General features: G+C 59.2%; 13 protein-coding genes. 7 read left to right on the top strand and 6 right to left on the bottom strand.

Annotated features, from left to right (window positions below; genetic code table 11):
- Nucleotides 1-283: 283 nt before the first annotated feature.
- The 4 genes from ACVWXZ_RS09350 (at nt 284) to ACVWXZ_RS09335 (ending at nt 5,932) form a co-directional block, all read left to right on the top strand.
- Nucleotides 284-1,906 carry a CocE/NonD family hydrolase gene (locus tag ACVWXZ_RS09350; RefSeq protein WP_457482437.1) on the top strand — a complete coding sequence of 541 codons (1,623 nt, stop codon included), beginning with the start codon at nt 284-286 and terminating at the stop codon, nt 1,904-1,906.
- Between the two features lie 98 nt (nt 1,907-2,004).
- A complete protein-coding gene (locus ACVWXZ_RS09345) occupies nt 2,005-2,265 on the top strand; it encodes a DUF6761 family protein (protein ID WP_011434405.1) in 261 nt (86 codons plus the stop codon).
- Between the two features lie 217 nt (nt 2,266-2,482).
- Nucleotides 2,483-4,297 (top strand): glycosyltransferase family 39 protein, encoded by a 1,815-nt coding sequence (locus tag ACVWXZ_RS09340; RefSeq protein ID WP_457482428.1) that lies wholly within the window; start codon nt 2,483-2,485, stop codon nt 4,295-4,297.
- 177 nt (nt 4,298-4,474) lie between these two features.
- Nucleotides 4,475-5,932 carry a circularly permuted type 2 ATP-grasp protein gene (locus ACVWXZ_RS09335; RefSeq protein WP_457482427.1) on the top strand — a complete coding sequence of 486 codons (1,458 nt, stop codon included), beginning with the start codon at nt 4,475-4,477 and terminating at the stop codon, nt 5,930-5,932.
- A 21-nt stretch (nt 5,933-5,953) separates the two neighbouring features.
- Here ACVWXZ_RS09335 and ACVWXZ_RS09330 read toward each other — a convergent pair whose 3' ends face one another.
- The 5 genes from ACVWXZ_RS09330 to ACVWXZ_RS09310 form a co-directional block, all read right to left on the bottom strand.
- The gene (locus ACVWXZ_RS09330) at nt 5,954-6,514 is read right to left on the bottom strand and encodes a gamma carbonic anhydrase family protein (RefSeq protein ID WP_457403438.1); all 561 of its coding nucleotides are present in this window, start codon (nt 6,512-6,514) and stop codon (nt 5,954-5,956) included.
- Between the two features lie 16 nt (nt 6,515-6,530).
- A complete protein-coding gene (locus ACVWXZ_RS09325) occupies nt 6,531-7,535 on the bottom strand; it encodes an alpha-E domain-containing protein (RefSeq protein ID WP_011434401.1) in 1,005 nt (334 codons plus the stop codon).
- Nucleotides 7,529-9,439, bottom strand: coding sequence for a hypothetical protein (locus ACVWXZ_RS09320; RefSeq protein WP_457482426.1), 1,911 nt, complete (start codon nt 9,437-9,439; stop codon nt 7,529-7,531). Before ACVWXZ_RS09320 ends, ACVWXZ_RS09325 begins: the two co-directional genes overlap by 7 nt.
- Nucleotides 9,433-9,960 (bottom strand): cyclic pyranopterin monophosphate synthase MoaC, encoded by a 528-nt coding sequence (gene moaC, locus ACVWXZ_RS09315; protein ID WP_457482436.1) that lies wholly within the window; start codon nt 9,958-9,960, stop codon nt 9,433-9,435. The genes ACVWXZ_RS09320 and moaC overlap by 7 nt, the downstream gene beginning before the upstream one ends.
- 76 nt (nt 9,961-10,036) lie before the next feature.
- Nucleotides 10,037-10,528, bottom strand: a complete 492-nt coding sequence (locus ACVWXZ_RS09310; protein WP_414328739.1) for a Tic20 family protein — start codon at nt 10,526-10,528, stop codon at nt 10,037-10,039.
- A 312-nt stretch (nt 10,529-10,840) separates the two neighbouring features.
- Between ACVWXZ_RS09310 and ACVWXZ_RS09305 the strand changes: the two genes are divergently transcribed.
- The 3 genes from ACVWXZ_RS09305 (at nt 10,841) to ACVWXZ_RS09295 (ending at nt 14,126) form a co-directional block, all read left to right on the top strand.
- Nucleotides 10,841-11,308 (top strand): hypothetical protein, encoded by a 468-nt coding sequence (locus ACVWXZ_RS09305; protein WP_457482425.1) that lies wholly within the window; start codon nt 10,841-10,843, stop codon nt 11,306-11,308.
- Between the two features lie 255 nt (nt 11,309-11,563).
- Nucleotides 11,564-12,598 carry a ferrochelatase gene (gene hemH / locus ACVWXZ_RS09300; RefSeq protein ID WP_457482435.1) on the top strand — a complete coding sequence of 345 codons (1,035 nt, stop codon included), beginning with the start codon at nt 11,564-11,566 and terminating at the stop codon, nt 12,596-12,598.
- Nucleotides 12,599-12,743: 145 nt separating this feature from the next.
- Nucleotides 12,744-14,126, top strand: coding sequence for a CCA tRNA nucleotidyltransferase (locus ACVWXZ_RS09295; protein WP_457403444.1), 1,383 nt, complete (start codon nt 12,744-12,746; stop codon nt 14,124-14,126).
- Here ACVWXZ_RS09295 and ACVWXZ_RS09290 read toward each other — a convergent pair.
- Nucleotides 14,123-14,848: a response regulator gene (locus ACVWXZ_RS09290; RefSeq protein WP_457403445.1), complete on the bottom strand. Its 726-nt coding sequence runs from the start codon at nt 14,846-14,848 to the stop codon at nt 14,123-14,125. The two genes, ACVWXZ_RS09295 and ACVWXZ_RS09290, sit on opposite strands and share 4 nt — an antisense overlap.
- Nucleotides 14,849-15,127 lie beyond the last annotated feature (279 nt).

The raw sequence follows: 15,127 nt of genomic DNA, 5'->3' as shown, positions 1-15,127 counted from the left end.
TTCAGGGTTTTGGGGGTTAGAGGCATGCTCCGACAAATCTTTTCCCAGGGTCTCTGTTTCCATAAATCCATAAAAGCCATAAAAGAGGGGTCTGGAGGGGGCTGCGTTTGCGCCAGCAGGCCGGAGATCAAGGGCAATACCAGGGAAGGGGCTCAAACTCTGGTGGGAGTTTCTCCCTCTCATAAGGGCTTCTGTTTTATCTTAGGAAGAATCCACCCAGGGATCCCTTAGGTTGTCCTTGGTTGGTATCCCTTTGGCAAGATCCGCTAGCCCAACCCAGGCCATGTTGCCCGTTCGCCCCCGCGAAACTGTTTCCATGTTCACCCGCGACGGGATCCAACTGGACGCGGATGTCTATCGCCCGCAAGGGGAGGGGAGCTACCCGGTTTTGCTGATGCGGCAGCCCTATGGGCGGGCCATTGCCTCGACGGTGGTGTATGCCCATCCCAGGTGGTATGCGGCCCAGGGGTACATTGTGGTCATCCAGGATGTGCGCGGACGGGGAACCTCCAAGGGATCCTTCTACCCTTTCCGCCATGAGGTGGAAGACGGGTTTGACGCCGTCAATTGGGCGGCTGCCTTGCCGGGGAGCAACGGCGTAGTGGGCATGTACGGCTTCTCTTATCAGGGCATGACCCAGCTGTATGCGGCTTCTACCCGTCCCAGCGCCTTGAAGGCCATCTGCCCGGCGATGCTGCCTTACGATCTCTATGCCGATGCCGCTTACCCAGGGGGGGCCTTTGCCTTCTACAACAACCTCAGTTGGGCCTTGCAACTGGAGACCGAAGGGGCGCGTCTCAGGGGGGATGCCAATGCCTACCAAGCGCTTTTGAAAGCTGCCCGCAATCTCCCCCTCTACGACCCTATCCCCCTCAAGCCGGGGGTGTTGCAGCAGTATGCCCCCCAATCCTATTACTTCGACTGGCTGGAGCACAGTGAGCCGGATGAATACTGGCGCAAGCTCTCTCCCCGTCTAGAGGCGGTGGATCTGCCGATGCTACACATTGCCGGCTGGTTTGACAGCTACCTGAGTGGTAGCCTGCGCCTCTACAAGGAAATGAGCGCCCGCAGCCAGAACCCTCAATACCTGATCATCGGCCCTTGGGCCCATCTCCCTTGGGGCCGCAAAGTGGGGGCGTTGGATTTCGGCCCAGAGGCTGTCAGCCCCATCGATCGCCTGCAGGTGCGCTGGTTTGACCAGTTCCTCAAAGGCAAAGATACAGGGATCCTCCAGGAGCCGCCGGTACGCCTGTTCGAGATGGGATCCAACCGCTGGCGCGGCTTTGATGCTTGGCCTACCCCTGAGCCAAAAGCTTTTTACCTACACAGCACCGGCTTGGCTGCCCTTTCAGAAGCAGAGGGATCCCTTCGCCCTGAACCCTCGCCGACGCAACAATCGGATACCTTTGTTCACGATCCCTGGCGACCGGTGCCGGCCTTGGGGGGCCACCTAGTTCAGCCTGCCGGGCCGCAAGAGCGCTCCGCCCTCGACTGCCGCACCGATGTCCTGACCTATACCACTCCGCCGCTGCAAGCCGAGCTGGTTCTGGTCGGGGACATTGCTGTGGAGGTGTACGCGGAGGCCGACAGCCCCAGTTTCGATCTTTGCGCTGTGCTCTCGGTGGTAAGGCCCGATGGGCAGGTGTATAACTTTTCCCAAGGCTATTGTCGCCTACGGGATCCCCAGCCCAGTACCCCCATTCTGATTCCCTGTCAGCCCACCTGTATTCGCATTCCTTGCGGTCATGCTCTGCGCCTCAGCCTTAGCGCGGCTTGTTTTCCGGCCTATCCTGTCAACACAGGCACGGGAATGCGGGAAGAGCGGCTGATTGAGGCCCGCATTCTCACCATCACTCTCCACAGCGGCGGCGAGACGCCTTCGCGGCTGCACCTGCCCATGGCTTGAAGCCAAGAAGAGACGATGCTTCGGGATCCCGTTCGCAATCCCCGCTTACAAAGAGACACCAAACGTTAGGATAGAAACAGGCAGGGCAAGGGAACACCATGTTGCAAGACCCAAAGTTGATCCGGCACTATCAGGCTTTGACCGATGCTCTGGTGGATACCTGGCAGCGGGGCTACCGGCGCACCGATGAGCTACGTCTGCTAGTGGATGGCTACCTGCTGGCCTTGCGAACTGGCAAACAATTGGAGCCCTTCGAGATCTATCGCATTGAGGACGAGGTCAACCGCTTCCTCTACGATCCGTCCAACTTCATAGATCCGGAATTGGAGCCAGAGGCGGAGCCGATGCGGGGTTATTGATTTTGTGAATCCCTGTTGGCGATCCCTAGAACAGGTGGGGCAAAGTTTTGATTCCAACCTTTTCTGATCTCCCCCTCGCCCCTTGGGAGAAAGACTAGGGGGGAGGGCGCTGACTGAGTTCTGGTTTTGTCGAGCATCTTGCGCCTGGTAGGCTGAGAGGGATCGATTCGTTCCTGATTCCAGTCGTATCGGTTCTATGGCGGTTTGGGATAGGGTGATGACCTCCCGGCATCTGCCCCTGCTGGGATCCGGCTTGGGCTTGGGAATAGCCCTGACTCTCTGGTACGGGCTGTCCGGCTACCACGTGCTGCAGATTGGCCTCTGGCTGCTGAGCATCCTGCTGGTGGGGTTGTATTGGGCGCAGTTTTCCCCGGCTCAACCCCCTTGGGATCCGACGCGGCTGCGCTGGCAACAGGAGCTGTTGCACCTGGGGCTGTTGGTGTTGGTCTTTGCCCCGATCTACCTCTACGACCTGCCCAACATCCCTTTTCAGATCAATACTGACGAGATTGTGATCACCTCCATGGCCCGTCGCGCCTCAGGGGTGCGCTATCCCGATATCTTTGGGCTGATGCCGGAGTATTTCTATTTCCCCCGCTTCATGTTCAGCCTCTTCGGCGGCCTGACGCGGCTGATGGGGGGAGTCACGCTGCTCAATGTGCGCACGGTACATGCCGCCTTCGGGGTCGTCACCATTCTGGTGGCCTATGGGTTCTTTCGCGCTTTTTGGGGATCCCGGCTGGCTTTGGCGGGGGCGGCCCTCTTGGGATCCAACCACGCCTTGCTGGGCATCAGCCGCATGGCCATGCGGGAAAACCTGATTGTGCTGGTGGAGTGTGCGGCCCTGGCCTTGCTCCTCAAGGGCGTGCGGGAAAAAAATCCCCTGTTGCTCTATCTGGGGGGAGGAGCGGCGGCTTTCTCCCTCTACGGCTATTTGCCGGGGCGGGTGGTGATCCTGCTGGGGTTGCTGTTTGGAGTTCTGTACCTGCTCCTGGGCCGGGAGGATCTCCGAGGAGAAAACAAGCAAGCTAATCCCCTCTGGGTCCTGGCTAAGCTGACGGTGCCCGCGGCGCTGGGCTTTTTTCTGGTGGCTGGGCCCATTCTGGTGGCCACGGTCACAGCACCTGCGGTGAGCGCCGAGTACTCTCGCCAACAATTTCTCTTTTTCCCGGAAGGGCGGGCGTTACAACAGATGTGGGTGAATGCGGCTACGCCAGAGGAGGCGGTCTGGCGCAACATCTTCAACGGCCTGAGTATGTTCAACGACCGCAGCCAACACGACCGCGGCTACATCTATCCCAACTACGGCCATGCTTTTGTGGATCCCTTGACGGGGGCTTTGATCTGGCTGGGGCTGGGATCCGGCCTCTACCGCCTTTTCAAGAAGCGCAGCCAACCCCACGACTGGCTCTGTATCGGCAGTTTCCTGTTTCTTTACTTGCTCTTTAGCTTTGCCATCACCAAAGCCCCCAACTACACCCGCCTGCTGGTCATTCTGCCCTTCGTGGCCTACCTCACCCTAGAAGGGATCCAGGTGCTCCTGCGGGCGCTGAGCGGTCTTCTGGAGTGGGCAGGATCTCAGGCAAGAGGTTGGTTGCTAGCGGTGGCGATGGGGGGCGCGATCCTGGCGATTGGGGGATGGAACTTGGCAATCTTCGGAGATTTTGTCTTCAAGGGCTGGACTCAAGGCAATGATGTGGGGGCCACCGGGCGCTATGTGGCAGCTCGCCAAGGGGATCCCGACTACCGCTTCTATCTGGCCGCCAGCGCTGCCTACCCCTATTTCGGCTGGGGGGAACCCCACTATTGGCAAAGCTGGATCCAATTTTTTGCCGGACGGGAACAAAAGGTAGCGGTGTTTTCCCCTGAGGTGTTGCCCATCCAGGCGCTGGAGCCACCGTTTACCCTGTTCATGAACGAGTGGGTATGGGATCAGCAAGGGGCAGAACTGCAACGGCGTTTTCCCAGCGGACGGTTGCACCGGATCCCTGCTGAGCGAGGTCTGTGGGCCTTTGAGGTGGTGGATCCCTAGAGCTCCCCCCCTGGTTTGGCCAACCCACCGTCCGCGGGACGGAGTCCTTTCGCGTCAGCGGGACGGAGTCCTTTCTTTTTACCAGGCTAAAAGTAGCTGAAAGCACACTATGCAGATCCAGAGCCGCCAACAGTAGAAGAAGTAGAAGAAGATGATAGCGTTCCAGGGATCCCAGACGTGCGTTTTGATGCCTACGACCCGGGCGAGGGGTTTTACGACGAGCTGTTTTTGGGGCGTAACCAGCCCCGTCCTGAGGCGATCCCGTTGATTGAGCGCATTCATTCTCTGGAAGAAGGGGAACTGCAGCAGCGGCAAGCGGCAGCACAGGCGGCCCTCTTTCAAATGGGGGTAACCTTCAACGTCTATGGCGATAGCCAGGGCACGGAGCGAATTTTCCCCTTTGACATCATTCCCCGCATCGTCTCGGCTTCCGAGTGGCAGCGGCTGGAGAAGGGTCTCAAGCAGCGCATCCACGCCCTCAACCTGTTCATCGACGATGTCTATCACGACCAGAAGATCCTTAAGGATGGGGTGATCCCTGCCGAGCTGATCGAGACGGCCAAGGGATTTCTGCGGCCCTGTGTGGGGCTCAACCCGCCGGGGAGAATTTGGTGCCACGTCACCGGCACCGACTTGGTGCGGGATCGGGACGGAACTTGGTACGTGCTGGAAGACAACCTGCGCTGTCCGTCGGGAATCTCCTACGTGCTGGAAAATCGGCGGGTGATGAAAAGCACCTTTCCCTCCCTGTTCAACACCATGGGGATCCGCCCGGTGGACGACTACCCTAGCCATTTGTTGGATACTCTGCTTAACCTGGTGCCGCAACTGGCCAATCCAACGGTGGTGGTGCTCACCCCCGGCATCTACAACTCCGCCTACTTCGAGCATTCTTTCCTCGCCCAGCAGATGGGGGTGGAGCTGGTGGAAGGGCGGGATCTGGTGGTGGCCGATGGCTATTTGCAAATGCGCACCACCAAGGGGCTGCAGCGGGTGGATGTGATCTACCGCCGCATCGACGATGACTTCATCGATCCCCTTGCTTTTCGCCCTGATTCCCTCTTGGGGGTACCCGGCCTGTTTGAGGTCTACCGGTCGGGGCGGCTGGCGATCGCCAACGCTTTGGGAACGGGGGTGGCGGACGACAAGGTGATCTACGCCTATGTGCCCCAGATGATCCGCTACTATCTGGGAGAGGAAGCCATTTTGCCCAACGTGCCCACCTACCTCTGCTGGGATCCTAAGGATCAGGCGTACGTACTGGAAAACCTGGACAAGCTGGTGGTGAAGGCAGCCAACGAGTCAGGCGGCTATGGCATGCTGATGGGATCCCAGGCTACACCGGCAGAGCGGTCTGCTTTTGCCGAGAAAATCCGCGCCCAGCCGCGCAACTACATCGCCCAACCCACCCTGTGCCTTTCTCGCGTGCCCACCTTGGTGGATCGGGGAGAAGGCCCCCGTCTAGAACCCTGTCATGTGGACTTGCGGCCCTACATCCTCTATGGCAAGGACATTTATGTTCACCCAGGGGGGCTGACCCGCGTCGCCCTCAAGAAGGGATCTCTGGTGGTGAACTCCTCCCAGGGGGGCGGCAGCAAAGATACCTGGGTGCTCTGTGTGGATCCCGGCTGTTGAGAGACGGCTTGCAAAATAGGTTCAGAGCCGCTCGCCCGAACATCTGCTCCACTGACCAAGGCAGCTGGCATGCTGAAGCGCCAGATCCACGTAGTGCTGGGCGTGAAGGCGCAGTTGCTCGACCTCTTCCTCGGTGAGGGTGCGGATAACCTTGGCCGGGATCCCCGCCGCCAAAGAGTGGGGTGGCACAGACCGGGTGACCACTGCTCCAGCTCCCACCATGCTGCCTGCCCCGATGGTGACCCCGTTCAAGATAATGGCCCCAATCCCGATCAGACATCCCCCCTCGATGTGGGCACTGTGGATGACCGCTCGATGGCCTACGGTCACTTCCTCGCCAACCAGGGTCGGCTGTCCGGGATCCCCGTGCAGAATGGCTCCATCTTGGATATTGCTGCGGCGGCCAATGACAATGGGCGAGAGATCCCCCCGCAGGATAGCCCCGTACCAAATGCTCACCGCTTCCGAAAGATGGACATCGCCGATCAGTGTGACATTGGCGGCAATAAAGGCTGCCTCATCTACTCCCGTCGGCTGCCGATCCAGCCCAATTGGCCAGGTGTCCTGTTTTTCTCGTTGCATTTAGAGTCGAGGCCGTTCATGTCAGTTGGGCTTGACGTTGAGAGAGTAGAGAGGATTCAGACGGTTGCAAGGGGCGAGTGGCAAAGAAAGTTTCGTAGATGCAATCGCCAACGTGGTTCATTTGTAGCTGCAATTTGTCGAGAAACTCATGTAAGCCCTGCTCCATAATGTCGTCGATGGTTAGGTAGTCCAGCTCAGAACGCAGGCGGCCCAAAGCTCGCTCGCTGGGATCCCGCCAGGTATCGGCTGGGGTGCCGGTGATTTGGTGCAGGGATCGATCCGCATGAATAAGACAAAACTGAATGGAGCGGGGAAATTGCCGATCCAAAATCAGGAAAGAGGCCACCTCTCTGGGATTGATGCGGTGTTGGCGGCTGTATTTCCGATACATTTCATAAGCACTGGCCGACTTCAGCAAGGCGATCCACTGCAACTCATCCAAAGCCGTGCCCACGTACTGCAGAGAGGGCAGCAAAATAAAATACTTAACATCCAAAATGCGCGCCGTTTTGTCTGCCCGCTCCAAAAGACGGCCAATCTGGCCAAAGTGCCAACCTTCCCCGTGGGTCATGGTGGCATCCATCACCCCGGCGAATAGGTGGCTGGCCAGTTTCACTTCCGTGAAGAAATCGTGGAGCTGACTCAGGTGGGGGCCTTGCTGAGCTGCTTCTTTGACCATCAAATAAAAGCGGTTGACCCGCTCCCACATTTCTGAAGAAATGACCTCCCGCACAGAACGGGCATTTTCTCGCGCCAGCCGCAAACAGGAAAGGATGGAGTTGGGGTAATCCCTATCAAAAGCCAGGAACTGGATGACTGTTTCTTGGGTTGCCTGGCCATAGCGTTGGTAAAACAGCTCCTGATCCCCAGTGGTGTAGACAATGGGATCCCACTGCTGGGCGGGACCGCTGGGCAAGTCTAGGATGAGGTTGAGATTGACATCGATGAAGCGGGCGATGTTCTCGGCGCGCTCCACGTAGCGGTTGAGCCAGTAGATGGAATCGGCCACGCGACTCAGCATGCTGTTACCTCCTCTGGAGTTTCTTGTCTCCGCGCTCCGTTCAAATTCAACAAACGAAGCAGCCGCCGCAGCTTCACCAGCAGCACCCCCGTCAGGCCGGTCAAGATCCACCCCATCCACTCGGCTGCAGTACCCAGATAGCGCACCTGCACGCGATGATCCCCCGGCGGGATCCGCACCTGCAACAGCCCCAGTCCATTGTGCTCGGCAGATGTGAGGCGACCATCCACCTGTACCCACCAAGCAGGGTAGTAAAACGTGCGCAGGACTACCCATCGATCCTGAGCAGTGGGGTTAACGGCCCGAAAACGACGATAGCCATAGCTCCACCGTTCCACTTCCAACAGTGGCTCCAGATTGCCTTGCTCTTGTCCAAAATCCACTACGTCCCCCTGCCACCGCAGCAGCGGATCCACCTCTGGGGGCGGCATGGGCAGCGTTGCCTGGCGAGGTCGGTACTCCAGCACATCCACCAGCGCCAGCCCGTCGGGAAAGCGCCAGTGCATGTGGAGAAAAGCAATGCCCGGTCGCTCCTGGGGCTCGTTGGGAAATTGCTTGGCGGCAGACAGCTCTTGAAAAGTCTGGATGGTTTGCGGGTCAAACCAGGCTCTGGACAAGACCTGCCAGCCCTGCCAGCTTTGTATCCCCATGGCCAGACCTATCCCCACAATCAAGAGGATCCTCAAGCCCTTTTGTCCCCACCCCCAGGCGGCCAGGGATCCCAACAGCCAGGGCACGGTTACCGCCGTCACCGCCATCCAGCGCCAAGAAAACTGAATGCGCCGCAGGGGCAAAATCCACTCGTAGAGCCAACCCAGCAAATCCGTCATCATCAGCAGGGCCACCAAGCTGGCCCCCAAGCTGTAGAGCAGGATGGCTTTGGCCAGGGGAGCAGAGGATTCTAAGGCACCATGGGACTCCGTCTCGCCAGCACGAGCGGAATGGATCGGGGTCATCCCCCTTGTCCTGCGGGCCAGCCAAGTTGGGAGAATCAGGATTCCAACACCCAAGACAACGGCCACCATCCAGATCCAGTACCCTACCAGGCCGCTTTCAAACCAGTGCTGCGTCAGTTGCGGCTGGAGCCGGGTCAGCCCACTCACCATCAAACGATGTTGGGGCATGTACTCTTCGACAAAATTCACCAACTCCACCTGGATGAGGCGCTGATCCCAAAAGGCTGGCAGCAGATAAAACGCCGTCCACCCCAGCCCCAGCCCAAACCCCAAGTAGCAGCGCCCCACCCTGGGCCAGAGGGGATCCCGACGGCTCAGCACCCACGGCAGGGGCAGCCAAACCAGGGTAAACAGCAGCAGGGTTGGCAAATGAGACAGCACCAACAGGCCATAGCTAATGGCTAAGGCCACAATCGGCCAAAGGGACTGGGGCCGGCAGATCACCTGGACTGAGGCCCAGAAAATCCAGGGAGAGACAGCAATGGCCCACACTTCCCCCATTGCCCCCCGTTGGTAAATATCCACCAGCCAATAGGGGCCGGCCATACCCGCCAGAGCCAAAACCAGAGCCCAAGCCCAGGGGATGAGTTGCCGGAGAAGGGCATACAGCCCTGCGCCAAAGACTGCCATCGCCAAGCCCATGCTGGCCACCAGGGATCCGGGCATATCCAGCCCCAGCAGGCGAAACGGCAGAGGGGCCACCATGCACAGAGGGGGGTAAAAGACAAAGGTAGGATTGCCGTAGCCGAAGTTGGAATACTCTAGCCAGCGGGGGTAGAACTGCCCGCTGAAAAACTGTCGCTGATACTGAAAGGCCCAACTGAGGTTGAAGTGGGTGGAATGAGTGATGGGATATCCCTGGTGCAGCATGGGCCAGAGCAGCACCCCAATGCCCACCAACAACCCTAGCCCAACACCCCTCTCTGGTTGTTGCAAAGCTTTCAGCATTTCTCGGCGTTATCCCGATCCTCTGCCTCGAAAGGCCCAGACTTCCCCCCATACTTGCGCAGCAGCCGGATGTGTTCGATCACCATCGTCTTCTCCAAGGCCTTGGCCATGTCGTATAGGGTGAGGGCAGCCACCGAAACTGCTGTCAAAGCCTCCATCTCCACCCCTGTTTGGGCGTTGGTTTTCACTGTAGCGGTGATCAGAAAGCCGGGCAGATGGGGATCCGGATTCAGATCCACAGTGACGCTGCTCAAGGGGAGAGGATGACACAGCGGGATCAGATCGGCGGTGCGCTTGGCAGCCATGATCCCAGCCAGGCGGGCCGTTTCCACCACATTCCCTTTGGGCCCTTGACCGGCCAGAATAGCCTGCAAAGTCGTTTCTGACATGCGTACCTGCCCTTGGGCAGTGGCCAAACGGGCAACCGTGGGCTTATCTCCTACTTCCACCATCTGTACTCGGCCAGAGGCGTCCAGGTGGGTGAGGGTTTGGCCAATAGAAGAGCTCGAATCCGACGGCACCTCCGCCTCCCGCACTTCTTGAGAGCTGATGGATGAGGTCGTCAAAGTAGCAACCAGGCCCTCAGGGACTTGACAACTAGTAGCGAATCCAGGCATAGGCGGCATCAGAGAGCACCGGCACCTCGGCGTAGTGGCCGCGAATGTTTTGCACCCAGGCGTAGACGGTGATGGCAATCACCCCCAAGAGAGCCGTGGTGGCCAAAATGCTGACCATCGCCGCCAGACCAAGGCTGCCGAAGAGCATGCCGAACACCTGCATCAGCACCTGCACCAAGAACAAGGCAATGTTGAGCAACAGCGCCTGGATGGTGTTGAAGCGAACAAAATGGGCTACGCGGGTGTTGCGGATCACCAGGAACAGGAGAGCCAAAGACACCCCCATTCCCAGCCAGCCCGTGGCCAGGGGCACCAGACGAAACAGAGGCGCAAAAATGGGGATCAGCCCTGGCAGAGATTGAAACAACCCAGAGGGCAAAAAGCCCAAGGGCAGAGCCGATACCAAAGGCAAAAGGTAGGGAAGGGATCCCCACAGCCGATTGATGGGAGTGATGTCGCCGCGCCAGGTCATAATCCGTCGATCCCTATTAGGTGCAGTGGTCATTGAAGTGAAGTTTGCTTGTCGGTGCGCTTCCAGGATCCCCACCAGCTAAAGATTCAGAGAGAGAAAGCAACACCCAAGCCTTGGGCCTATTGTAGTCGATGGATTTGGGTGGCTCAACGCGCTTGGCCGCAAGCCGGCTTCTGCTTTCCAGTGAGCAGAAAAACTCGAGGCCAAAAGGTTCAGGGTGAGCGTTCCGATGCATCTGGGCTGATATAATCAACGGCAAATTCTGGCTGCATCACCGGTTTTTCAGGTTCTCTACATTTTTCAGCTTCCACCATGAAGATTTCATCGTCTCCCGCTGCTCGCATCGTCGGAGCTTTTGTCTGGCAAGTTTGGTCTGGGCTGATGGGTTTTCTCAACGACCGTCTGTTGCCGGAGCGCTATCACATTCGGCCCGAAGCTTTGCCGGAGTGGATTGCCCAGGTGTGGGCAGGCTATCTGCGCTATCGGGAAGCCTCTCGTCCGGGGGCGATCCAGTTTCGCGGCTTGACGGTGGATCCCAGCCGAGATCTGCGCTCAGCTAACCTCGGATCCCGTCCGCTCCGCTACCGCGGCTGCCCCATGGAGACGGTTGCCCGACCTGGGGATCCCTCTCCTGCCGTCCAACCCATCCCTGAAAAGGCTTTTGTGCCCCCCTACTGGAAACTCCTCAATACGCTGCGCTTGAAGTTGAGCCTGGCCGATATTGATCGCTACCCCGTCACTCCGGCCCTGCAGCGGGTTTACCGCGGTCAAGAGTTCTGACAGCGCTCTGCTCCTTAGCGGCAATGGGGTGTTGATGCCGGGGATCCCTGCAGTGGGTGGGGATCCCTTTTTGGACTTTGTTCGCGACAGCGGGACGGAGTCTCCGGATTGGACTTGTAGGTTTGGGTGCGGGTGGTTTCTCCTGAGGGGAAAGCTGAGAAAGACTGCAAAAAAACTTAAGGTCACTTTCCCGCTGTGGGATAGTGGATAAAGAAGAACATGGTGCTCCGCACCGCCAACGCAATGAGCCTTGTTATGTCCAAAAGCGGCGTGCTCCTACTGAACTTGGGGGGGCCAGAGACCCAGGCCGATGTGCAGCCCTTTCTTTACAATCTGTTTGCCGATCCCGAGCTGATCCGGCTGCCGTTTCCCTTCTTGCAGCGGGCCTTCGCCTGGGCCATCTCCACACTGCGGGCCGAAAAATCCCGCCGCAACTACGCGGCCATTGGGGGGGGATCCCCCTTGCGGCGCATTACTGCTGAGCAAGCGCGAGAACTGCAGGCCCACCTGGTGGCTGAGGGCTATGACGTGCCGGTGTATGTTGCCATGCGCTACTGGCATCCGTTGATCGAGTCGGTGGTGCAGCAGATCAAGTCGGATGGGATCACCCGCTTGGTGGTGCTGCCGCTCTACCCGCAGTATTCCATCAGCACGACGGGATCCAGCTTTAAGCTGCTGGATCGGCTCTGGGCTGAAGATCCGGAGCTGGCATGCATCGAGCGCTGCCAGATCTACTCCTGGTACGATCAGCCTCAGTACGTGCAGGCGATGGCCAGAGCAATTCGGGAACAGTTGGATGGATTTGCCGAGCCCGAAGGGGTGCATGTGCTGTTCAGCGCCCACGGCATTCCCGAAAGCTATGTCACCGAGGCCGGGGATCCCTACCAACGGGAAATGGAAGCCTGCGTGCGGCTGATCTGGAAGCAGGTGGGACGCCCCAATGACCACACCCTCTCCTATCAAAGCCGGGTGGGTTCGGTGCGGTGGCTGCAACCCTATACCGAACGGGTCATCCTGGAGTTGGGATCCCAAGGCGTGAAACAGTTGCTGGTGGTGCCGATTAGCTTTGTGTCGGAGCACATCGAGACCCTGCAGGAGATTGACATCGAGTATCGGGAACTGGCCCATCGAGCTGGGATTGCCGATTTTCGCCGTGTGCCCGCCTTAAATACCGACCCTCTGTTCATTGCTGGCTTGGCGGCGCTGGTGCGGCCTCATCTGCTCACTCCGGGCTTGGCAGCTCCTGCCTTTGTCCCTGCTGCTGTGGGCGGCTCGCTGCTGGAGCGGTAGGGAAAAACTCCGGGCATTTCATTGTTGCTCTGCTCATTGTTGCTCTGCAACGCTGACGCGACCAGACGAGGACGCTGACTTCATACCCCCAGAAGCGTTCTCCTACCACCCCAGGTGTCTCATCTTCATGGAGTTTTGACTGGGAATGACCCTAAGCCCGAGCGAAGCCTTGCTGACGAAGTGGCTGCTGACCTATTTTTACCAACGGCTGCCTTTCCCCCAAGAGTGGCTGCCGCAGAAAAGCTATTGGGTAGGGGGATCCCTGCGGGATGCTTACCTGGCTTGGCTGCGGAGCTGTGCTGCTGGAGATCCCGCTCGCGACGGTGGGATGGAGTCCTCAGCGTCGGTGGATTTGGACCTGATGTGCGCTGTGGATCCCGTGGGCTGGGCAGCGGCAGTGGCACGGCGGTTGGGGGCGGGCTTTGTGGTGTTGGATCCCGAACGGCAGATTGCCCGCATTGTGTTGGCAAAGTTGACCGTGGACGTGGGGCTGCAGGCGGGATCCACCCCTGAGGAGGATCTGAGGCAGCGGGACTTCACCTGCAATGCCCTGGCCTTGGATCTGCAAAGGGAGCAACTGCTGGATCCCACAGGCGGACAAGCCGATATTCGCCAGAGCCGGATGCGCATGGTACACCCCGACAACCTCAGCGCCGATCCGGTGCGGCTGTTGCGGGGTTATCGACAGGCGGCTCAACTGGGGTTTGTGCTGGATCCGGCTACGCAAGAGGCAATCCGGGAGCGGGCCCCCCTTTTGGCGAATGTGGCGGCAGAACGGGTGCGGGCAGAGATAGTGGCCCTGTTGGAGGCAGGGATCCCAGGGCTGGCTCACCTACAGGCGGCGGTGGCGGCGGGGTTGCTGCAGGCTTGGCTGCCCCACCTGAAGCCGGAAAGTCCGGGCTTCCCTCAAGCTCAGGCCGTGTGGGAGTGGGCCGGGCGCTGGCAACCGCTCTATCCCCGCACGCTGGCAGAGCTGGCCCAGCCCTTGACATCCTCACGCGAAGGGCGCGGCAGGCTGTTGGCAGTGGTGCTGGCGGCCTTGTTGTGGGATCCAGCGGGAACTGAGGACTCTGTCTTGCTGACGCGAACGGCAGAAAGGGTGGAAACCGAGCTGGAGCGGCTGCGCTTCAGCCGAGCGGAAATGCGGGCCATCCAAAAGCTACACCATCTTCTGCCTCAGCTTCAGCTTCTCCTGACGGACTCCCCCACCCCTGCGCAACAGTGGCGGCTTTATCAACAGGCGGGATCCCTGTTCGGTGGCCTGGCGCTGTTGGCGGTGGCTACGGGCGGCGACCCTCAAAAGCTGGAGTCTTGGCTCAAACGCTACGAAGACCCCCAGGATCCCCTGGCCCATCTGGTGCCCCTGCTGGATGGCCGCGATCTGCTGCACAGCTTGGGGGCCAAACCCGGCCCCTGGGTAGGCCAGTTGCTGCAAGACCTCCAGGAGGCGCAGGCTTGGGGGCAGATTCAAACTCGTGCCGAGGCGCTCTCTTTTGCCCGCCGGTGGCGTGGCCAGCAAAAAGACTAGCCGAAGCGATAGCCGAAGCCGCGCACCGTCACCAAATACTCTGGGTTGCTGGGATCCAGCTCCAATTTTTCCCGCAGCCAGCGGATATGTACATCGACGGTCTTGCTGTCGCCCATGAAGTCGGATCCCCAGACGCGCTCCAGAAGCTGCTCCCGCGTCCAAACGCGGCGGGGGTTGGACATAAACAGCTCCAACAGGCGAAACTCTTTGGGGGAAAAACTCACCTCAACGCCCCGCACCAACACGCGGCACTCCTGAGTAAACATGCACAGATCCCCGTAGCGGAGCACCGTGGCATCGCTGGCTTGGGCCAGTTGTTGCCGACGCAACACCGAACGACAGCGGGCGATCAGCTCCCGCATACCAAAGGGCTTGGTCAGATAATCGTCAGCTCCCAGCTCTAAGCCCACCACGCGGTCGGTTTCGCTACTTTTGGCCGTCAACATCAGGATGGGAATCGTGTTGCCCTCCCTGCGCAGCAGCCTGCACAGATCCAGACCGTTCAAGCTGGGCAACATCAAATCCAAGATCATCAAATCCAGCCGCTCAACCGTATGCACCATCTCAAGGGCTTGCCGACCATCAGCGGCTTGTAAAACCTGATACCCCTGCTCTTCCAAAGCCAGGGCAACCGTTTCCCGAATGGCATCCTCGTCATCCACCACCAGCAGGGTCTCCAGATGGGAAGCAGCTTCCTTGGCTTGAGGAAGTGGACCGGTCATGGAGAGGGTTGCTTCCATACAGAACTCCGTTGCGCCTGCACGCAAGTGCTCCGCACCGCCGTCACGAACGCGGAAGCGTCACGTAGCAATCACTGCCTCACAGGGTGAGAAGGGCAAGTGCCGCCACCGTCAACAGCAGCCCCCCGATAGGATATCAAACTTCCAGGGCAGGCCAATAAAGAGAACAGGGGCGGACTGACTTGCACAGGGCCTTGAGACGGCGAATGGAACCGAAAGGATTCCAAAAACCTGCAATTCAGGATGATTGATTTAAGATCT

Source organism: Thermostichus sp. MS-CIW-38, assembly GCF_054058415.1.
Note: the sequence above shows the minus strand (reverse complement) of the source record. Positions and strands in the feature narration are given on the sequence as shown.

Coding starts and splice junctions, on each gene's coding strand:
- ACVWXZ_RS09345 (WP_011434405.1), top strand. CDS start 2,005: ATGTTGCAAGACCCAAAGTTGATCCGGCACTATCAGGCTTTGACCGAT.
- ACVWXZ_RS09295 (WP_457403444.1), top strand. CDS start 12,744: ATGACCCTAAGCCCGAGCGAAGCCTTGCTGACGAAGTGGCTGCTGACC.
- ACVWXZ_RS09320 (WP_457482426.1), bottom strand. CDS start 9,439: ATGCTGAAAGCTTTGCAACAACCAGAGAGGGGTGTTGGGCTAGGGTTG.
- ACVWXZ_RS09305 (WP_457482425.1), top strand. CDS start 10,841: ATGAAGATTTCATCGTCTCCCGCTGCTCGCATCGTCGGAGCTTTTGTC.
- ACVWXZ_RS09340 (WP_457482428.1), top strand. CDS start 2,483: ATGACCTCCCGGCATCTGCCCCTGCTGGGATCCGGCTTGGGCTTGGGA.
- ACVWXZ_RS09290 (WP_457403445.1), bottom strand. CDS start 14,848: ATGACCGGTCCACTTCCTCAAGCCAAGGAAGCTGCTTCCCATCTGGAG.
- hemH (WP_457482435.1), top strand. CDS start 11,564: ATGTCCAAAAGCGGCGTGCTCCTACTGAACTTGGGGGGGCCAGAGACC.
- ACVWXZ_RS09330 (WP_457403438.1), bottom strand. CDS start 6,514: ATGCAACGAGAAAAACAGGACACCTGGCCAATTGGGCTGGATCGGCAG.
- ACVWXZ_RS09325 (WP_011434401.1), bottom strand. CDS start 7,535: ATGCTGAGTCGCGTGGCCGATTCCATCTACTGGCTCAACCGCTACGTG.
- ACVWXZ_RS09310 (WP_414328739.1), bottom strand. CDS start 10,528: ATGACCTGGCGCGGCGACATCACTCCCATCAATCGGCTGTGGGGATCC.
- ACVWXZ_RS09350 (WP_457482437.1), top strand. CDS start 284: ATGTTGCCCGTTCGCCCCCGCGAAACTGTTTCCATGTTCACCCGCGAC.